The following is a 13,519-nucleotide window of genomic DNA, read 5'->3' as shown; positions in this document are numbered from 1 at the left end:
TTTTCCAGAGTAGAACCTCATTGCTGGTTTCACGACCGCTTCGCGGCCGAACGGGAGCAAGCTCCCTCGCCACAGGGGTTCAGTGTTTGGGCGGCAATGGGGATTACTCCTAAAGCCTGCCCCCGACAAGTCGATAACCCGGCATCGATAGCTGTTGGCGATCTTCACAATCGCCCATCACCTTTTTCCACAGAAGGTTTTTATGTCTTCCAACAAAGCCCGCGCAGATTCACTTTCGCTTCTGCTGTTTACCTTGCGCAGCGGCAAGCTGATGGCGATCAACCTGCTGAAAGTCAGTGAAATCATCCCGTGCCCGCCGCTGACCAAGCTGCCGGAGTCGCACCCCCACGTCAAAGGCATCGCCACCCTGCGCGGCGCGTCGCTGTCGGTGATCGACCTGAGCCGCGCCATCGGCGAGCGCCCGCTGGAAGACCCCAACGGTGGCTGCCTGATCGTCACCGACGTCAGCCGCTCCAAGCAGGGCCTGCACGTTCAGGCGGTGAGCAAAATAGTCCATTGCCTGACCACCGACATCCGTCCACCGCCCTTCGGCTCCGGCGGCGTGCGTTCGTACATCACTGGCGTGACCTCAGTCGACGGCACGCTGGTGCAAGTGCTGGACATCGAAAAGGTCATCCACGGCATCGCTCCGGCGCAGATCGAAACGGCTCCGACCGAACTGAGCATGGAAGACGCCGAAGTACTCGGCAACGCGCGGATTCTGGTGGTCGATGACAGCCAGGTCGCCCTGCAACAATCGGTGCACACACTGCGCAACCTCGGCCTGCAATGCCACACCGCTCGCAGCGCCAAGGAAGCCATCGACTGCCTGCTGGACCTGCAAGGCACTGCCCAGCAGATCAACCTGATCGTCTCGGACATCGAAATGTCGGAAATGGACGGCTATGCCCTCACCCGCACATTGCGCGAAACCCCCGACTTCTCGCACCTCTATGTGTTGCTGCACACCTCGCTGGACAGCGCGATGAACAGCGAGAAGGCCCGACTGGCAGGGGCCAACGCGGTGCTGACCAAATTCTCCTCGCCAGAACTGACCAAATGCCTGATCGCGGCGGCCAGGGCCATCGCCGAACAAGGTCACTGAGTTGTGGCTGAGGTTTTTTGTTTTCTGATGCGGCGCAACCTTGCTGAGGATGTGCCGCCTTTCACTTGGCCAAATGGCATTGAGTTGACCCAGTACCGCCCTGAACTTGCCGAAGACGTTCATCACTTGATGGAACTGGGCTATCTGGAAGGTAGCGGTCGCGTACCGGCGCTGGAAGTCTGGCAGCAGCGTTTCGAAACCGATCCTGAATACGATCCGTCCCTGTGCTTTATTGCCCTGGATGCCGAAGGAATCGTCGGCGTTGCCCAGTGCTGGACCAGCGCTTACATCAAGAGCCTGGTGGTGCACCCGCGCGCTCAAGGCCTCGGACTTGGCCGTGCTCTGCTGCTAAATGCTTTCAATGTGTTTCAGCAACGCCGCGAAGGTTTTGTGGATTTGAAAGTCTTGGAAAACAACCTTCGGGCCCAGCGCTTGTATGAAAGTGCCGGGATGTATGTGGTCCGCCGGGAGCCGGTTCCAACCTGACACCGCCTTCGCGGGCAAGCCCCGCTCCTACACAGGTCACCGAACCCTGTGGGAGCGGGCTTGCCCGCGAAGAGGCCCGCATAACCAATCCAAAACCATCAGGCATACTCCGACCTCGGCCACTACACGCCAAGGATGCCCAAACCATGAAAGCTACCACCCTGACCTTCCTCTGCCTCACCACCCTCGCCACCCAAGCCCACGCCTCCAGCCCCGACGCCTGGGCCACCTACGACAAAGCCGTACTCGCCAGTTGCACCAAAACCAGTGGCCTGAAAAACGTCAAACCCGTCGGCAACGCCGCACAGTTCGATGACCGGGTCGGTTATACCGCGCTCCTGCTGCAAGGCCAGTACCCGCAAAAACACATGAAAGGCCAGCAAGGCACCGAGCTGTGCCTCTACAACAAGAAAAGCAAAACCGCGTACGTGACCGAGTGGGACTCCATCCGCCCAACAGCAAAAGCGCGGTGAATGGCGCATAACTTGCTTCGGCACAGGCCTTTGCGGTGGCTTTTTGTCGCCATTTCATGCCCCAACAGGTGACTGGCCGTTCAATGAATACAACGTTTTCCTGCGTAGGTTGTGGCAAATGCTGCAACGACCACCACGTGCCCCTGACACTGGCCGAAGCCCGGATGTGGGCGGCCGATGGCGGTCAGGTGATCGTGCTGGTGGAGGCCTTCCTCGCCAACGGCCTGGGCCTGCCCGTGCAGCAACGCGAACACGCCGAACGCCGTTCGGCGGTAGTTCGAAGCGGCGCCTGTGAGGCACACGTGGCGATCACCTTCGCCGCCTATAACGTCGGTCCCTGCCGGAATCTTGACGAAGACAACCTTTGCCGCATCTACGAACGCCGACCGCTGGTGTGTCGCATTTATCCGATGGAAATCAATCCGCACATTCCACTTAACCCGGCTATCAAAGAATGCCCGCCCGAGTCGTGGGAAACAGGGCCGGATTTGATCATCGGAGGTGAGCTGGTGGATCAGGAACTGGCAGGATTGATCCAGCGCTCCCGTCAAGCGGATCGCGATGAGATTCAGACCAAGGAAGCGATTTGTGCGTTATTGGGGATTCGGACGACCGCGTTGAAGGGGGATGGATTTACTGCATATTTGCCGGACATGACTGCGTTTGCCATGGTCATTGATCAGGCTTCAGCGCAATCGCAGATGGAGCCGGGTAGTGACTGGTGGTTTCACGTGTCAGGTGAGGATATTGCCGGGCAAGTGCAGGCGGCAGGTGCCCAGGTGGCGACCGATACACCGGTTAACTATGCGTTTATTTCGTTGCGGGCAGCCTGAAACACCCAACCACTGCACAACTTTCGTTGCACAGTGGCTTGTCTGACGGTGAGTCAGCGAGCTGCAACCGCAAGGCATTCGACTTCCACCCGTGCATTCGCCAGCAGTTTTTTAGCCGCGAATGTTGTCCGGGCAGGCAGGCGATCGGCCGGGAAAGTCCCGCGGTAAACCGCATTCATGGCATCGAAGTCTTTGATATCGGCAAGTATGACCGTGCATTTGGCCACATGAGCGAGGGACGAGCCTCGACGTTGCAGTTCGGTGCGCAGGTTCTCCATGACCTGGGTCATTTGCGGGCCAATCCCGCCCTTGACCAGTTGGCCATCAGCATCCAGACCGAGCATCCCGGACAGATAAAGGGTCTCACCGGCCTGTACTGCATCGGAAAATGGCAAGCCTTCTTCATTCGGAAAGTAACGTGGTGAATCGGGTGCTGCTGGCGGCAAGTAGCGCTCGGTAATTGCTTGGTAGCGGCCATTTAGCTTGAGACGCTCAAGGGCTGCATTCAGGTTATCGCGCAAGCGGGTGTCACTTTTGCGCACAGCCATCGCCACACCATTGCCCAGCATGGGATCGTTGAGGGCAGGACCGGCAAAGTCGAACGCCTGTCCTTGAGGTTGGCTTAGCAAGGCTTGAGTGATTTCGATGGTGTCTTGCAGGGTGGCATCGATCTCCCCCGCCAAAAGACTGGCAATCAACTGGTCGTTGAATTGAAAACTGCGCACCGTTACGCCCGCGTCCGCCCAACGCACCTTGGCGAACGCTTCACGGCTGGTGCCAGCCAAGACGCCGATACGCTTACCTTTGAGCGATTGCACATCCGGTTGCAACGTCGCGCCTTTGCGCGCTACCAGACGACTACTCAGGGGATAAAGATTGTCGGTGAAATCAACCCGCTCGCGCCGCGCCTGTGTAGCCGTCATCGGCATGATCACGTCGAAACGGCTGGCTTCAAGGGCATGGAGGTTGGTCGCGTAATCCTGATCGATCCAGACACAGCGGGATTCGAGTTCAGCACACAGCGCGTTGCCCAACTCGATGTTCAATCCGACCAACTCACCTTTGTCGTTACGGCTCTCGAACGGTGGAACCAGGGCTTCGACCCCGAAGCGGATCTGCGGATCGAGCGCAGAGGACACGCAGCCGGTGGTCAGGGCCACAAGAGAGAGTAGTGACAGGGTTTTCAGCAGAGACATTTGGCGGCCTTCATCAAAAATTCACAGGGCGTGAATTCTTGATGAGTGACAACCGTCTTTCCCAGAGGATTAATCGCGCATCCTTGTGGGAACTGTCTCAATGGCTGGAGGAATAGTTACCGACCAACAAATGTCTGACTATCAGCGTTTACCCATCGAACGACGAGTGCCGGGTGGTGCTGCGCCGGGAGTCTTGGTATGACCATTCTTCGCGCCATTCTTGTACCAAGGCTGGCTGGCATTCTTCGCAGCGGCCAAATCACCCGGTTTAAACGGGAACTTGAACGCCGGGATCGCCGCTTTGGTTTCGCTGTCTGCGCTGGAGTCGACGCTGTCTGGCAGGTCTGCCTGGTCGTCGCTCAAAGCGTCGGCAACCGGCGGTTGTGTCGGGGAAGTCATGAAAGCTCCGGGTGATGCTCAAAGAGTCGGGCCCGGTAGGCGAGCCACGAAAGGCGGCAGTATACCTGTGTCGGGAGCCGCAAGCTGCAGTTGCTCCGTTGGGTTTTGCGCTGATTGACCTGCCGTCTTCGCCGGCACAGTGGTTCATCGTCACTCATGGATTCCGTATACGACACAGATCCACCGGGCACACATAAAAAAGGCGATCCATTCGGATCGCCTTTTTTACTACTTCACCACCTTCAAACTCGGTCGACCGCTGGGACGCGGCGGCTCGCTGTCGGGTGGCGGAACATCATCATCCGGCTCGATCTCTTCCTCGTCTTCCAGAGGCGATTCCATATCGAACACCATGCCCTGACCGTTCTCCCGAGCGTAAATGCCCAGGATCGATGCGATAGGCACGTACAGGGTGTGCGGCACGCCACCGAAACGCCCTTCGAAGCTGACTGCCTCGTTGTCCATGTGCAGATGACGCACGGCTGCCGGGGAAACGTTCAGAACAATCTGTCCATCACTGGCAAAACCCTGAGGAACCTGCACCGACGGATACTCGGAATTGACCAGCATGTGCGGGGTGCAATCGTTGTCCACAATCCACTCGTAGAGCGCGCGGACCAGATAAGGTCGACTGGAGTTCATAGCGGCTCCTTAAGCCTTAGCGCATATCGCGTTCGACACCAGACAGACTCGCCTGGAAAGCCTCACGTGCAAACGAGCGCTCCATATAATCAAGCAACGGCTTGGCAGGCCGCGGCAGTTCAATACCCAGAATCGGCAATCGCCAGAGTATTGGCAATAGGCAGCAATCCACCAGACTTTGTTCCTCACTGAGGAAAAACGGCTTGTCGGCGAACAACGGCGACACGCCTGTCAGGCTTTCGCGCAGCTCTTTACGAGCCACGACACGGGCGGCTTCCTTGGTCCGTGAATCCAGGATCAGATCCACCAGACCACACCAGTCACGCTGAATGCGATGAATCAGCAGACGACTGTTGGCACGCGCCACAGGATAAACCGGCAGCAATGGCGGGTGTGGGTAACGCTCATCCAGATATTCCATCACCACGGTCGACTCCCACAACGCCAGGTCACGATCGACCAGGGTGGGCAGGCTTCCGTAAGGGTTCACTTCAATCAGTTTAGGCGGCTGGCGACCAGCCTCCACGTAAATGATCTCGGCGCTGACACCCTTCTCTGCAAGTACGATGCGCACTCGGTGGGAATAGTGGTCGGCGGGGTCGGAGTAACAGGCCAACCGATTGGTCACGCCCATGGCGGTCCTCCTCGCTTGTTGAAATTATCGGAAACGGAAAAACACGCGCGCCCAGAGGGCGCCTCCCGTAACGCCTGGATCACCAGACTCGTTACACCTTCAGAGACGCCCCTGGGCGCGCGCGATTAACAGCAATGGCTTACAGCTTTATCAATGGACGTCTTTCCAGTATTCACGCTTGAGCAAGTATGCGAATACGAAGAAGAACGCCAGGTACAGCAACACATAGGTACCGATGCGCTGATGCTGCAGCTTCACCGGGTTGGCCGAGTAGGCCAGGAAGGTCACCAGATTCTTGACCTTCTCGTCGAACTGCTCTTCGTTCAGCGTGCCGGTTTTCGGCAGCACGGTCAGCTGGTCGCAGGCTTCATGAGTCAAAGCCGTGCCCGTCAGCGGATCGTATTGCTTCTTGCCGTCTTCGACGATTTGAACTTGTTTACAGCCTACCACCTGACGACCCTGCAAGCCGACCAGAACGTTAGGCATACCGACGTTCGGGAACACCTTGTTGTTCACGCCCCAAGGACGCGACGGGTCTTCATAGAAGGAACGCAGGTAGCCGTAGAGCCAGTCAGTGCCACGAACACGAGCCACCAGCGTCAGGTCGGGCGGCGCCGCACCGAACCAGGTCTTGGCGTCAGCCGGCTGCATGCCGATGTTCATGTGATCGCCGATCTTGGCGCCGGTGAACACCAGCTTCTCAAGCATCAGCTCATGAGGAATGCCCAGGTCATCGGCAACACGCTCGTAGCGCTGGAACTTGGCGCTGTGGCAGCCCATGCAATAGTTGGCGAACGTACGTGCGCCGTCCTGCATGGCAGCCTTGTCGGAAACGTCGATGTCGACCTTCTCAAGCTCAGGACCACCATGTTCGGCCGCAAAGGACAATACAGGCATCGCCGCAAGCATCAGTACAGCAAATAGCTTTTTCATCAGCCAGTCACCCTTTCCGGAACCGGTTTGGTCTTCTCAAGCCTGGTGTAGAACGGCATCAGAATGAAGTAGGCGAAGTACAGGAAGGTACATACCTGCGACAGCAACGTACGGCCTGGAGTTGGCGCCAGAACACCCAACACACCCAGGATCACGAACGAGATGCAGAACACCCAGAGCCAGATCTTGCTCAGCCAGCCCTTGTAGCGCATCGACTTGACCGGACTCCGATCAAGCCAGGGGAGGACAAACAACATTGCAATCGAAGCGCCCATGGCAATTACGCCCAGAAGCTTGTCCGGAATCGCCCGCAGAATCGCGTAGAACGGCGTGAAGTACCAGACCGGAGCGATGTGCTCAGGGGTCTTGAAGGCGTTCGCCACTTCAAAGTTCGGCTTCTCGAGGAAGTAGCCGCCCATTTCAGGGAAGAAGAACACGATCGAGCAGAAGATGAACAGGAACACCACTACGCCGACGATATCTTTCACGGTGTAGTACGGGTGGAAGGCAATGCCGTCCAGCGGTATACCGTTTTCGTCTTTGTGCTTCTTGATGTCGACGCCATCCGGATTGTTCGAACCGACTTCGTGCAGCGCCAGAATGTGCACCACCACCAGACCGAGGATCACGATCGGCAGGGCAACCACATGCAAGGCGAAGAAGCGGTTCAGGGTAATACCGGAAATCAGGTAGTCACCACGAATCCACTGGGTCAGGTCGTTACCGATGACCGGAATCGCACCGAACAGCGAGATGATCACCTGGGCACCCCAGTAGGACATCTGGCCCCACGGCAGCAGATACCCCATGAAGGCTTCAGCCATCAGCGCCAGGTAGATCAGCATGCCGAACACCCACACCAGCTCACGCGGCTTCTGATACGAACCGTAGAGCAGACCACGGAACATGTGCAGATAGACCACGATGAAGAACGCCGAAGCGCCGGTGGAGTGCAGCAGACGCAGGATCGAGCCGTACTCGACGTCGCGCATGATGTATTCGACGGAAGCAAACGCCTCTTCCGCCGACGGGGTGTAGCTCATGGTCAGCCAGACACCGGTAACGATCTGGTTGACCAGAACGAGCAGTGCGAGGGAGCCAAAGAAATAGAAGAAGTTGAAGTTCTTCGGGGCGTAGTACTTGCTGAGATGGTCTTCCCACATTTTGGTCGCGGGGAAGCGCGCATCAACCCAATCCATGAACTTGCTCATCACGCTTTCTCCGTATCGACGCCAATGACAATGATGTCATCGGTCTCATAGGAATGCGGGGGAACTGGCAGGTTCAAAGGCGCAGGTTGCGACTTGTAGACGCGGCCAGCCAAATCGTAGTGAGAACCGTGGCAAGGGCAGAAATAACCACCTACCCAATCCTTGCCCAGGTCGGCAGGTGCCACTTCTGGACGGAAGGTCGGAGAGCAACCCAGGTGAGTGCAGATACCGATCAGCAGCAGAACTTCTGGCTTGATCGAACGCGTCTCCGGGTCGACATAGGTCGGTTGCGTAGAGTTCTTGGAGGTCGGGTCAGACAGCTGGCCCTCGATCTTTTTCAGATTCCCCAGGATTTCCTCCGTACGGCGGACAATGAACACCGGCTGGCCGCGCCACTCAGCAATCATTTGCTGACCTGGCTCGATTTTGCTGACATTCACTTTCACCGGTGCACCTGCAGCTTTCGCCTTGGCACTGGGAAACCATGACCCCACGAACGGGACCGCAGCCCCCACCGCTCCTGCAGCACCCACCACGGATGTGGCTGCTACCAAGAAGCGACGCCGGCCTGCATTCACGCCGTCATTGCTCATTCAGTCCTCTCCCATCAGCTTTGTGGCCTGTTAAATCAGGCGTCTACTAAGTAAAAATCTGAACTTATAAAAATTTTGCCGAATGGTAATGAAAAGCCCCAATTCTGACAAGGTAATTACCGAGGGGCTCCACTGCCAAGCCTTGCAGTATAGGGCTTCTGCGGATGTGGCAAGTTGTCACAGCGCAATTCATTGATAAATCGCGCCCATAAAAAAACGCCCAGCTTCGCGAGGAAACTGGGCGTTCTTTTTGAACGCGAAAGCGAATTAACGCTTCGAGTACTGCGGACGCTTACGCGCTTTACGCAGACCAACTTTCTTACGTTCAACTTCACGAGCATCGCGAGTAACGAAGCCAGCTTTGCGCAGAGCGCCACGCAGGGTTTCGTCGTACTGCATCAGTGCGCGAGTGATACCGTGGCGGATTGCGCCAGCTTGACCACTTACACCACCGCCGATCACGGTGACGTAGATGTCGAACTTCTCGACAGTCTCAGTCAATTCCAGCGGCTGACGAACTACCATGCGGGCAGTTTCGCGGCCGAAGAAATTATCCAGCGAACGGTTGTTGATGGAGATGTTACCAGTACCCGGACGCAGGAAAACGCGTGCGGTTGCGGTCTTGCGACGGCCAGTGCCGTAATTTTGAGTCGCCGACATAATGAACTATTCCGTTAAAACTTCAGTTCTTGGGGCTGCTGAGCAGTATGAGGGTGTACAGCGCCCGCATAGACTTTCAGCTTACGATACATGTCGCGACCCAGCGGGTTCTTAGGCAGCATGCCTTTGACCGCGGTCTCGATCACGCGCTCAGGGGCTTTAGCGATCAGCTTTTCGAAGTTGATCGACTTGATGCCGCCCGGGAAACCGGAGTGGGAGTAGTAGATTTTGTCGGTGGTTTTAGCACCGGTTACACGAATCTGCTCGGCATTGATAACGACGATGTAATCGCCGGTGTCAACGTGAGGAGTGTACTCAGCTTTATGCTTGCCACGCAGACGGCTCGCGATTTCGGTGGCCAGACGACCCAGGGTCTGACCTGCAGCGTCGACGACAAACCAGTCGCGCTGTACTGTTTCCGGTTTAGCAGTAAAAGTTTTCATTCTTTATAGCCTCAGGGGCCGCCCTGTAAATTAGACGGCGGATCTTACTGAATAGTGCGTACTTTGACAAGTCAAAGGCAGCCGGATACAGACGCTTTCGGGGGCTCGGGTCGGCGCGTCCGTTCAACGGCAAGATTCTTCGGCGGCGGCGCATCACTTCCACTGCAGAAAGAGGTGCGCAATTATGCAGATTGCGAAAAATATTTCAACCTGCTTTTATGATTGTTTTGCCCAAGGAGCACCCGATGGACTATCGCCAGCTAGGCCGTACCGATCTGAACGTGAGTGCAATCTGCCTCGGCACCATGACCTGGGGCGAGCAAAACAGCGAGGCTGAAGCCTTCGCCCAGATCGAACGGGCCAAGAGCGCGGGCATCAATTTCATCGACACCGCCGAAATGTACCCGGTGCCGCCCAAGGCCGAAACCTACGCCACCACCGAGCGTTACATCGGCAATTACTTCAAAAGTCGCGGCGATCGCGCCGACTGGATCCTGGCGAGCAAGATCGCCGGCCCCGGCAACACCATCGACTACATCCGCGACAAAAACCTCAAACACAACCGCGAGCACATCGTCCAGGCCGTGGATGCGAGCCTCAAGCGCTTGCAGACCGACTATATCGACCTCTATCAGTTGCACTGGCCGGAACGCAGCACTAATTTCTTCGGACAACTGGGCTACAAGCACACGAGCGAAGTCAACCTCACGCCACTGGAAGACACCCTCGAAGCACTGGACGAACAGGTCAAGGCCGGCAAGATCCGCCACATCGGCCTGTCCAACGAAACCCCGTGGGGCACCATGCGTTTCCTCGCCATCGCCGAAGCCCGGGGCTGGCCGCGCGCCGTATCGATCCAGAACCCCTACAACCTGCTCAATCGCAGCTTCGAAGTCGGCCTGGCGGAAATCGCCATCCGCGAACAGTGCGGTCTCCTCGCCTATTCACCATTGGCGTTCGGCTTCCTGTCGGGCAAGTACGAAGGTGGCGCGCGTCCGCCCAAAGGTCGCCTGAGCCTCTACAGCCGCTTCAGCCGCTATTTCAATCCTCAGTCAGAGGCAGCGTGCAGCCGTTATGTGGCACTGGCTCGTGAACACGGCCTGGACCCGGCGCAGATGGCACTGGCGTTCGTCACACAGCAACCGTTCGTCACCAGCAACATCATTGGCGCCACCACGCTTGAGCAACTGGACAGCAACATTGCCAGCTTCGAGCTGAAACTTTCCGATGAAGTGTTGGCGGGGATCGAGGCGATTCACCAGGATCATCCGAATCCTGCACCTTGATTGATTCATAGGCCCAATCGCGGGCAAGCCACGCTCCAACAGGAAATCACAAACCTGTGGGAGCGTGGCTTGCCCGCGATGGCGTCCGCCCAGTCACTGCAAATTACAACGAGCGCGCAATAATCTCCTTCATGATCTCATTGGTCCCGGCATAGATCCGCTGCACCCGCGCATCTGCCCACGCCCGGGCGATCGGGTATTCCCACATGAACCCGTAACCGCCATGCAACTGCACACACTCATCGAGCACCTTGCATTGCAGGTCGGTGCCCCAGTACTTGGCCATTGCCGCTGTCGGCACGTCGAGCTTGCCTTGCAGATGCAGTTCCAGGCAGCGATCGACGAAAACCCGGCCGATCTGGATTTCGGTCGCCATTTCAGCGAGTTTGAAGCGGGTGTTCTGGAAGTCGGCGATGGCCTTGCCGAAAGCCTTGCGCTCACGGGTGTAATCCAGCGTCCATTGCAACGCCGCTTCGGCTGACGCCAAGCCACCCACCGCGACCGTCAGACGCTCCTGCGGCAATTCCTGCATCAGGTAAGCGAAGCCCATCCCGGCCTGGCCCAGCAGGTTTTCCTTTGGCACCCGAACGTCCTGGAAGAACAACTCCGAGGTGTCCTGAGCCTTCATGCCGACCTTTTCCAGACGCTTGCCCTTGGCGAAGCCCGGCGTATTGGCCTCCACCAGAAACAGGCTGGTGCCCTTCGCCCCTGCCTTCGGATCGGTCTTGGCCACGACGATCACCAGGTCCGCCAGAAAGCCATTGGTGATGAAGGTCTTCGAACCGTTGATCACGTATTCGTCGCCATCCAGCACGGCAGTGGTTTTCACTCCTTGCAGGTCGGAACCGGCACCCGGCTCGGTCATGGCAATCGCGGTGACCATCTCGCCAGACACCAGTTTGGGCAGGTATTTGTGTTTCAGCGCTTCACTGCCGTAATGCAGGATGTAAGGCGCCACAATGTCCGAATGAAGAGAAAAGCCGATGCCGGTCAAACCCAGGCGGCCGACCTCTTCGATCACCACCGCGCTGTAGAGAAAGTCTGCCCCCAGCCCGCCGTATTCTTCCGGCAGATGCGAACAGAGCATCCCCGCCTCCCCCGCCTTGTTCCAGAGTTTGCGGTCGATATAGCCTTGTTTTTCCCATTGCCCATGGAACGGCACGGCCTCTTTTTCGAGGAACGTTCGCACGCTATCGCGAAAAAGTTCGTGCTCGGAACTGAACAAGGTTCTGGGGATCATGCGGCACCTGTGGTTATTGTTAGCCGGAATTGACCTTTAGAGACTAAGCCTCGCTTCCGATACAGGACACTGGACACATCCGACAAAAAATAAGACGATCCAGCCGTCTGGTGACCACTTTCCCCTATAAGAATAAAGTTGAATTATGTCTAACCAAGTCTCCACGCCCTTGCGGCGCGTCAGCATCCTGGCTATCGACCGGGTTTTCGCTTCCACTCTCATGCAAGCCAAGGATTTCTTCCATCTGGCCAGCCTGCGCTATGGCAAACAACTGGGCCACGGCCTGACACCGGCGTTTGAAACCCGGCTGGTCAGCCCCGACGGCAAACCGGTGAACAGCTTCAGCGATGTGATCATGCCGGTGGATGGCGGTCTGGAAAATGCCGACATCATCATCCTTCCCGCCTTCTGGGACGATTTCGATACCCTCTGCAAACGTTATCCACAGGTCCTGCCGTGGCTGCGTCAGCAGCATGCACGCGGTGCCGTGTTGTGTGGCGAGGCCACCGGTGTGTTCTGGCTGGCCGAGGCCGGGTTGCTCGATGGCAAGGAAGCGACGACCTACTGGCGTTTCTTCAATGCGTTTGCCGAGCGCTTCCCGCAGGTGCAGCTCAATCAGGACAAACACCTGACCGACGCCGACAACCTGTATTGCGCCGGCGGCACCACCTCGGCCTGTGACCTCTACATCTACCTGATCGAGCGCTTTTGCGGCGCCAACGTGGCCCAGGCCGTGGCCCGCGACATTCTTTATGAAGTGCAGCGCAGCTATGCGCCGGGGCGGATCGGTTTCGGCGGGCAGAAGCTGCACCAGGACGTGATCATCCTGCAGATCCAGCATTGGCTCGAAGAACACTTCGCCGACAAGTTCCGCTTCGAAGACGTGGCCCGCGAACACGGCATGAGCATCCGCAACTTCATGCGCCGCTTCCAGACCGCCACCGGCGACAAACCGCTGCATTACCTGCAGCGACTGCGCATCGAGACGGCCAAGGGCTTGTTGTCCGGCAGCCGCAAGAGCATCAAGACCATCAGTTATGAGGTCGGCTACGACGATGCGAGCTTCTTCGCCCGACTGTTCCGCCAGCACACTGAGTTGTCGCCGAATCAGTATCGGCAGCAGTTTCAGCAAGCGGCTTAAGGACCGGACACAAATCCAATGTGGGAGCGGGCTTGCTCGCGAAAGCGGCGGTTCAGTCGACATCCATGTTGAATGTCAGACCGCTTTCGCGAGCAAGCCCGCTCCCACATGGGTTCTTCGGCGCGCACAAAAAAGGGCCTGCATATGCAGGCCCTTTTTTATGTTTTTGTCCCGTCCTGAATAAGGTTTACACCTTCTGACCCATTCTCAGGAGGACGTAATGAACACGGGAAAAAGGCGCAGC

General features: G+C 57.5%; 16 protein-coding genes. 6 read left to right on the top strand and 10 right to left on the bottom strand.

Annotated elements, in window-relative coordinates; all coding sequences use genetic code 11:
* Positions 1 to 202: 202 nt before the first annotated feature.
* From ACZ3HH_RS25415 to ACZ3HH_RS25400, 4 genes are all read left to right on the top strand, one after another.
* Positions 203 to 1,105 carry a chemotaxis protein CheW gene (locus ACZ3HH_RS25415; RefSeq protein ID WP_465808775.1) on the top strand — a complete coding sequence of 301 codons (903 nt, stop codon included), beginning with the start codon at positions 203 to 205 and terminating at the stop codon, positions 1,103 to 1,105.
* Positions 1,106 to 1,132: 27 nt separating this feature from the next.
* The gene (locus ACZ3HH_RS25410; protein ID WP_465808773.1) at positions 1,133 to 1,591 is read left to right on the top strand and encodes a GNAT family N-acetyltransferase; all 459 of its coding nucleotides are present in this window, start codon (positions 1,133 to 1,135) and stop codon (positions 1,589 to 1,591) included.
* Between the two features lie 146 nt (positions 1,592 to 1,737).
* A complete protein-coding gene (locus ACZ3HH_RS25405; protein WP_465808771.1) occupies positions 1,738 to 2,064 on the top strand; it encodes a hypothetical protein in 327 nt (108 codons plus the stop codon).
* An 83-nt stretch (positions 2,065 to 2,147) separates the two neighbouring features.
* Positions 2,148 to 2,897, top strand: a complete 750-nt coding sequence (locus tag ACZ3HH_RS25400) for a YkgJ family cysteine cluster protein (protein ID WP_465808769.1) — start codon at positions 2,148 to 2,150, stop codon at positions 2,895 to 2,897.
* Positions 2,898 to 2,950: 53 nt separating this feature from the next.
* Here the strand turns inward: ACZ3HH_RS25400 and ACZ3HH_RS25395 are convergent, their stop codons facing one another.
* From ACZ3HH_RS25395 to rplM, 9 genes are all read right to left on the bottom strand, one after another.
* Positions 2,951 to 4,093 (bottom strand): transporter substrate-binding domain-containing protein, encoded by a 1,143-nt coding sequence (locus ACZ3HH_RS25395; protein WP_465808767.1) that lies wholly within the window; start codon positions 4,091 to 4,093, stop codon positions 2,951 to 2,953.
* Between the two features lie 141 nt (positions 4,094 to 4,234).
* Positions 4,235 to 4,492, bottom strand: coding sequence for a hypothetical protein (locus ACZ3HH_RS25390; protein WP_007943495.1), 258 nt, complete (start codon positions 4,490 to 4,492; stop codon positions 4,235 to 4,237).
* Positions 4,493 to 4,720: 228 nt separating this feature from the next.
* Entirely contained in the window at positions 4,721 to 5,134 is a 414-nt protein-coding gene (locus tag ACZ3HH_RS25385) for a ClpXP protease specificity-enhancing factor (RefSeq protein WP_008004998.1), read from the bottom strand.
* Positions 5,135 to 5,150: 16 nt separating this feature from the next.
* Complete coding sequence (locus ACZ3HH_RS25380) at positions 5,151 to 5,768, bottom strand: glutathione S-transferase N-terminal domain-containing protein (RefSeq protein WP_007905304.1); 618 nt, start codon at positions 5,766 to 5,768, stop codon at positions 5,151 to 5,153.
* A gap of 150 nt (positions 5,769 to 5,918) precedes the next feature.
* Positions 5,919 to 6,701, bottom strand: coding sequence for a cytochrome c1 (locus ACZ3HH_RS25375; RefSeq protein ID WP_465808763.1), 783 nt, complete (start codon positions 6,699 to 6,701; stop codon positions 5,919 to 5,921).
* Positions 6,701 to 7,912 (bottom strand): cytochrome b, encoded by a 1,212-nt coding sequence (locus tag ACZ3HH_RS25370; RefSeq protein ID WP_367372893.1) that lies wholly within the window; start codon positions 7,910 to 7,912, stop codon positions 6,701 to 6,703. Before ACZ3HH_RS25370 ends, ACZ3HH_RS25375 begins: the two co-directional genes overlap by 1 nt.
* Entirely contained in the window at positions 7,912 to 8,505 is a 594-nt protein-coding gene (gene petA / locus ACZ3HH_RS25365) for a ubiquinol-cytochrome c reductase iron-sulfur subunit (RefSeq protein ID WP_007905300.1), read from the bottom strand. Before petA ends, ACZ3HH_RS25370 begins: the two co-directional genes overlap by 1 nt.
* Before the next feature lie 267 nt (positions 8,506 to 8,772).
* Complete coding sequence (rpsI, locus tag ACZ3HH_RS25360) at positions 8,773 to 9,165, bottom strand: 30S ribosomal protein S9 (RefSeq protein ID WP_002555064.1); 393 nt, start codon at positions 9,163 to 9,165, stop codon at positions 8,773 to 8,775.
* 14 nt (positions 9,166 to 9,179) lie between these two features.
* Positions 9,180 to 9,608: a 50S ribosomal protein L13 gene (gene rplM, locus ACZ3HH_RS25355; RefSeq protein ID WP_007905295.1), complete on the bottom strand. Its 429-nt coding sequence runs from the start codon at positions 9,606 to 9,608 to the stop codon at positions 9,180 to 9,182.
* 245 nt (positions 9,609 to 9,853) lie between these two features.
* Here rplM and ACZ3HH_RS25350 point away from each other — a divergent pair, with 245 nt between their 5' ends.
* On the top strand, positions 9,854 to 10,894 hold the full coding sequence (locus tag ACZ3HH_RS25350; RefSeq protein ID WP_465808752.1) for an NADP(H)-dependent aldo-keto reductase: 1,041 nt from the start codon (positions 9,854 to 9,856) through the stop codon (positions 10,892 to 10,894).
* 103 nt (positions 10,895 to 10,997) lie between these two features.
* Here ACZ3HH_RS25350 and ACZ3HH_RS25345 read toward each other — a convergent pair whose 3' ends face one another.
* Positions 10,998 to 12,134 carry an acyl-CoA dehydrogenase family protein gene (locus ACZ3HH_RS25345; RefSeq protein WP_038981619.1) on the bottom strand — a complete coding sequence of 379 codons (1,137 nt, stop codon included), beginning with the start codon at positions 12,132 to 12,134 and terminating at the stop codon, positions 10,998 to 11,000.
* Positions 12,135 to 12,378: 244 nt separating this feature from the next.
* Here ACZ3HH_RS25345 and ACZ3HH_RS25340 point away from each other — a divergent pair, with 244 nt between their 5' ends.
* The gene (locus ACZ3HH_RS25340) at positions 12,379 to 13,275 is read left to right on the top strand and encodes a GlxA family transcriptional regulator (protein WP_218399024.1); all 897 of its coding nucleotides are present in this window, start codon (positions 12,379 to 12,381) and stop codon (positions 13,273 to 13,275) included.
* The last annotated feature ends 244 nt before the right edge of the window (positions 13,276 to 13,519 follow it).

The organism is Pseudomonas sp. PME37.24/025 (assembly GCF_055556615.1).
The sequence above is the reverse complement of the archived record's forward strand: the minus strand, read 5'-3'. Positions and strand labels throughout refer to the sequence as shown.

Bases quoted from the DNA above. Each gene is read 5' to 3' on its own strand.
- ACZ3HH_RS25415 (WP_465808775.1), top strand. From the start codon at position 203: ATGTCTTCCAACAAAGCCCGCGCAGATTCACTTTCGCTTCTGCTGTTT.
- ACZ3HH_RS25410 (WP_465808773.1), top strand. From the start codon at position 1,133: ATGCGGCGCAACCTTGCTGAGGATGTGCCGCCTTTCACTTGGCCAAAT.
- ACZ3HH_RS25405 (WP_465808771.1), top strand. From the start codon at position 1,738: ATGAAAGCTACCACCCTGACCTTCCTCTGCCTCACCACCCTCGCCACC.
- ACZ3HH_RS25400 (WP_465808769.1), top strand. From the start codon at position 2,148: ATGAATACAACGTTTTCCTGCGTAGGTTGTGGCAAATGCTGCAACGAC.
- ACZ3HH_RS25395 (WP_465808767.1), bottom strand. From the start codon at position 4,093: ATGTCTCTGCTGAAAACCCTGTCACTACTCTCTCTTGTGGCCCTGACC.
- ACZ3HH_RS25390 (WP_007943495.1), bottom strand. From the start codon at position 4,492: ATGACTTCCCCGACACAACCGCCGGTTGCCGACGCTTTGAGCGACGAC.
- ACZ3HH_RS25385 (WP_008004998.1), bottom strand. From the start codon at position 5,134: ATGAACTCCAGTCGACCTTATCTGGTCCGCGCGCTCTACGAGTGGATT.
- ACZ3HH_RS25380 (WP_007905304.1), bottom strand. From the start codon at position 5,768: ATGGGCGTGACCAATCGGTTGGCCTGTTACTCCGACCCCGCCGACCAC.
- ACZ3HH_RS25375 (WP_465808763.1), bottom strand. From the start codon at position 6,701: ATGAAAAAGCTATTTGCTGTACTGATGCTTGCGGCGATGCCTGTATTG.
- ACZ3HH_RS25370 (WP_367372893.1), bottom strand. From the start codon at position 7,912: ATGAGCAAGTTCATGGATTGGGTTGATGCGCGCTTCCCCGCGACCAAA.
- petA (WP_007905300.1), bottom strand. From the start codon at position 8,505: ATGAGCAATGACGGCGTGAATGCAGGCCGGCGTCGCTTCTTGGTAGCA.
- rpsI (WP_002555064.1), bottom strand. From the start codon at position 9,165: ATGTCGGCGACTCAAAATTACGGCACTGGCCGTCGCAAGACCGCAACC.
- rplM (WP_007905295.1), bottom strand. From the start codon at position 9,608: ATGAAAACTTTTACTGCTAAACCGGAAACAGTACAGCGCGACTGGTTT.
- ACZ3HH_RS25350 (WP_465808752.1), top strand. From the start codon at position 9,854: ATGGACTATCGCCAGCTAGGCCGTACCGATCTGAACGTGAGTGCAATC.
- ACZ3HH_RS25345 (WP_038981619.1), bottom strand. From the start codon at position 12,134: ATGATCCCCAGAACCTTGTTCAGTTCCGAGCACGAACTTTTTCGCGAT.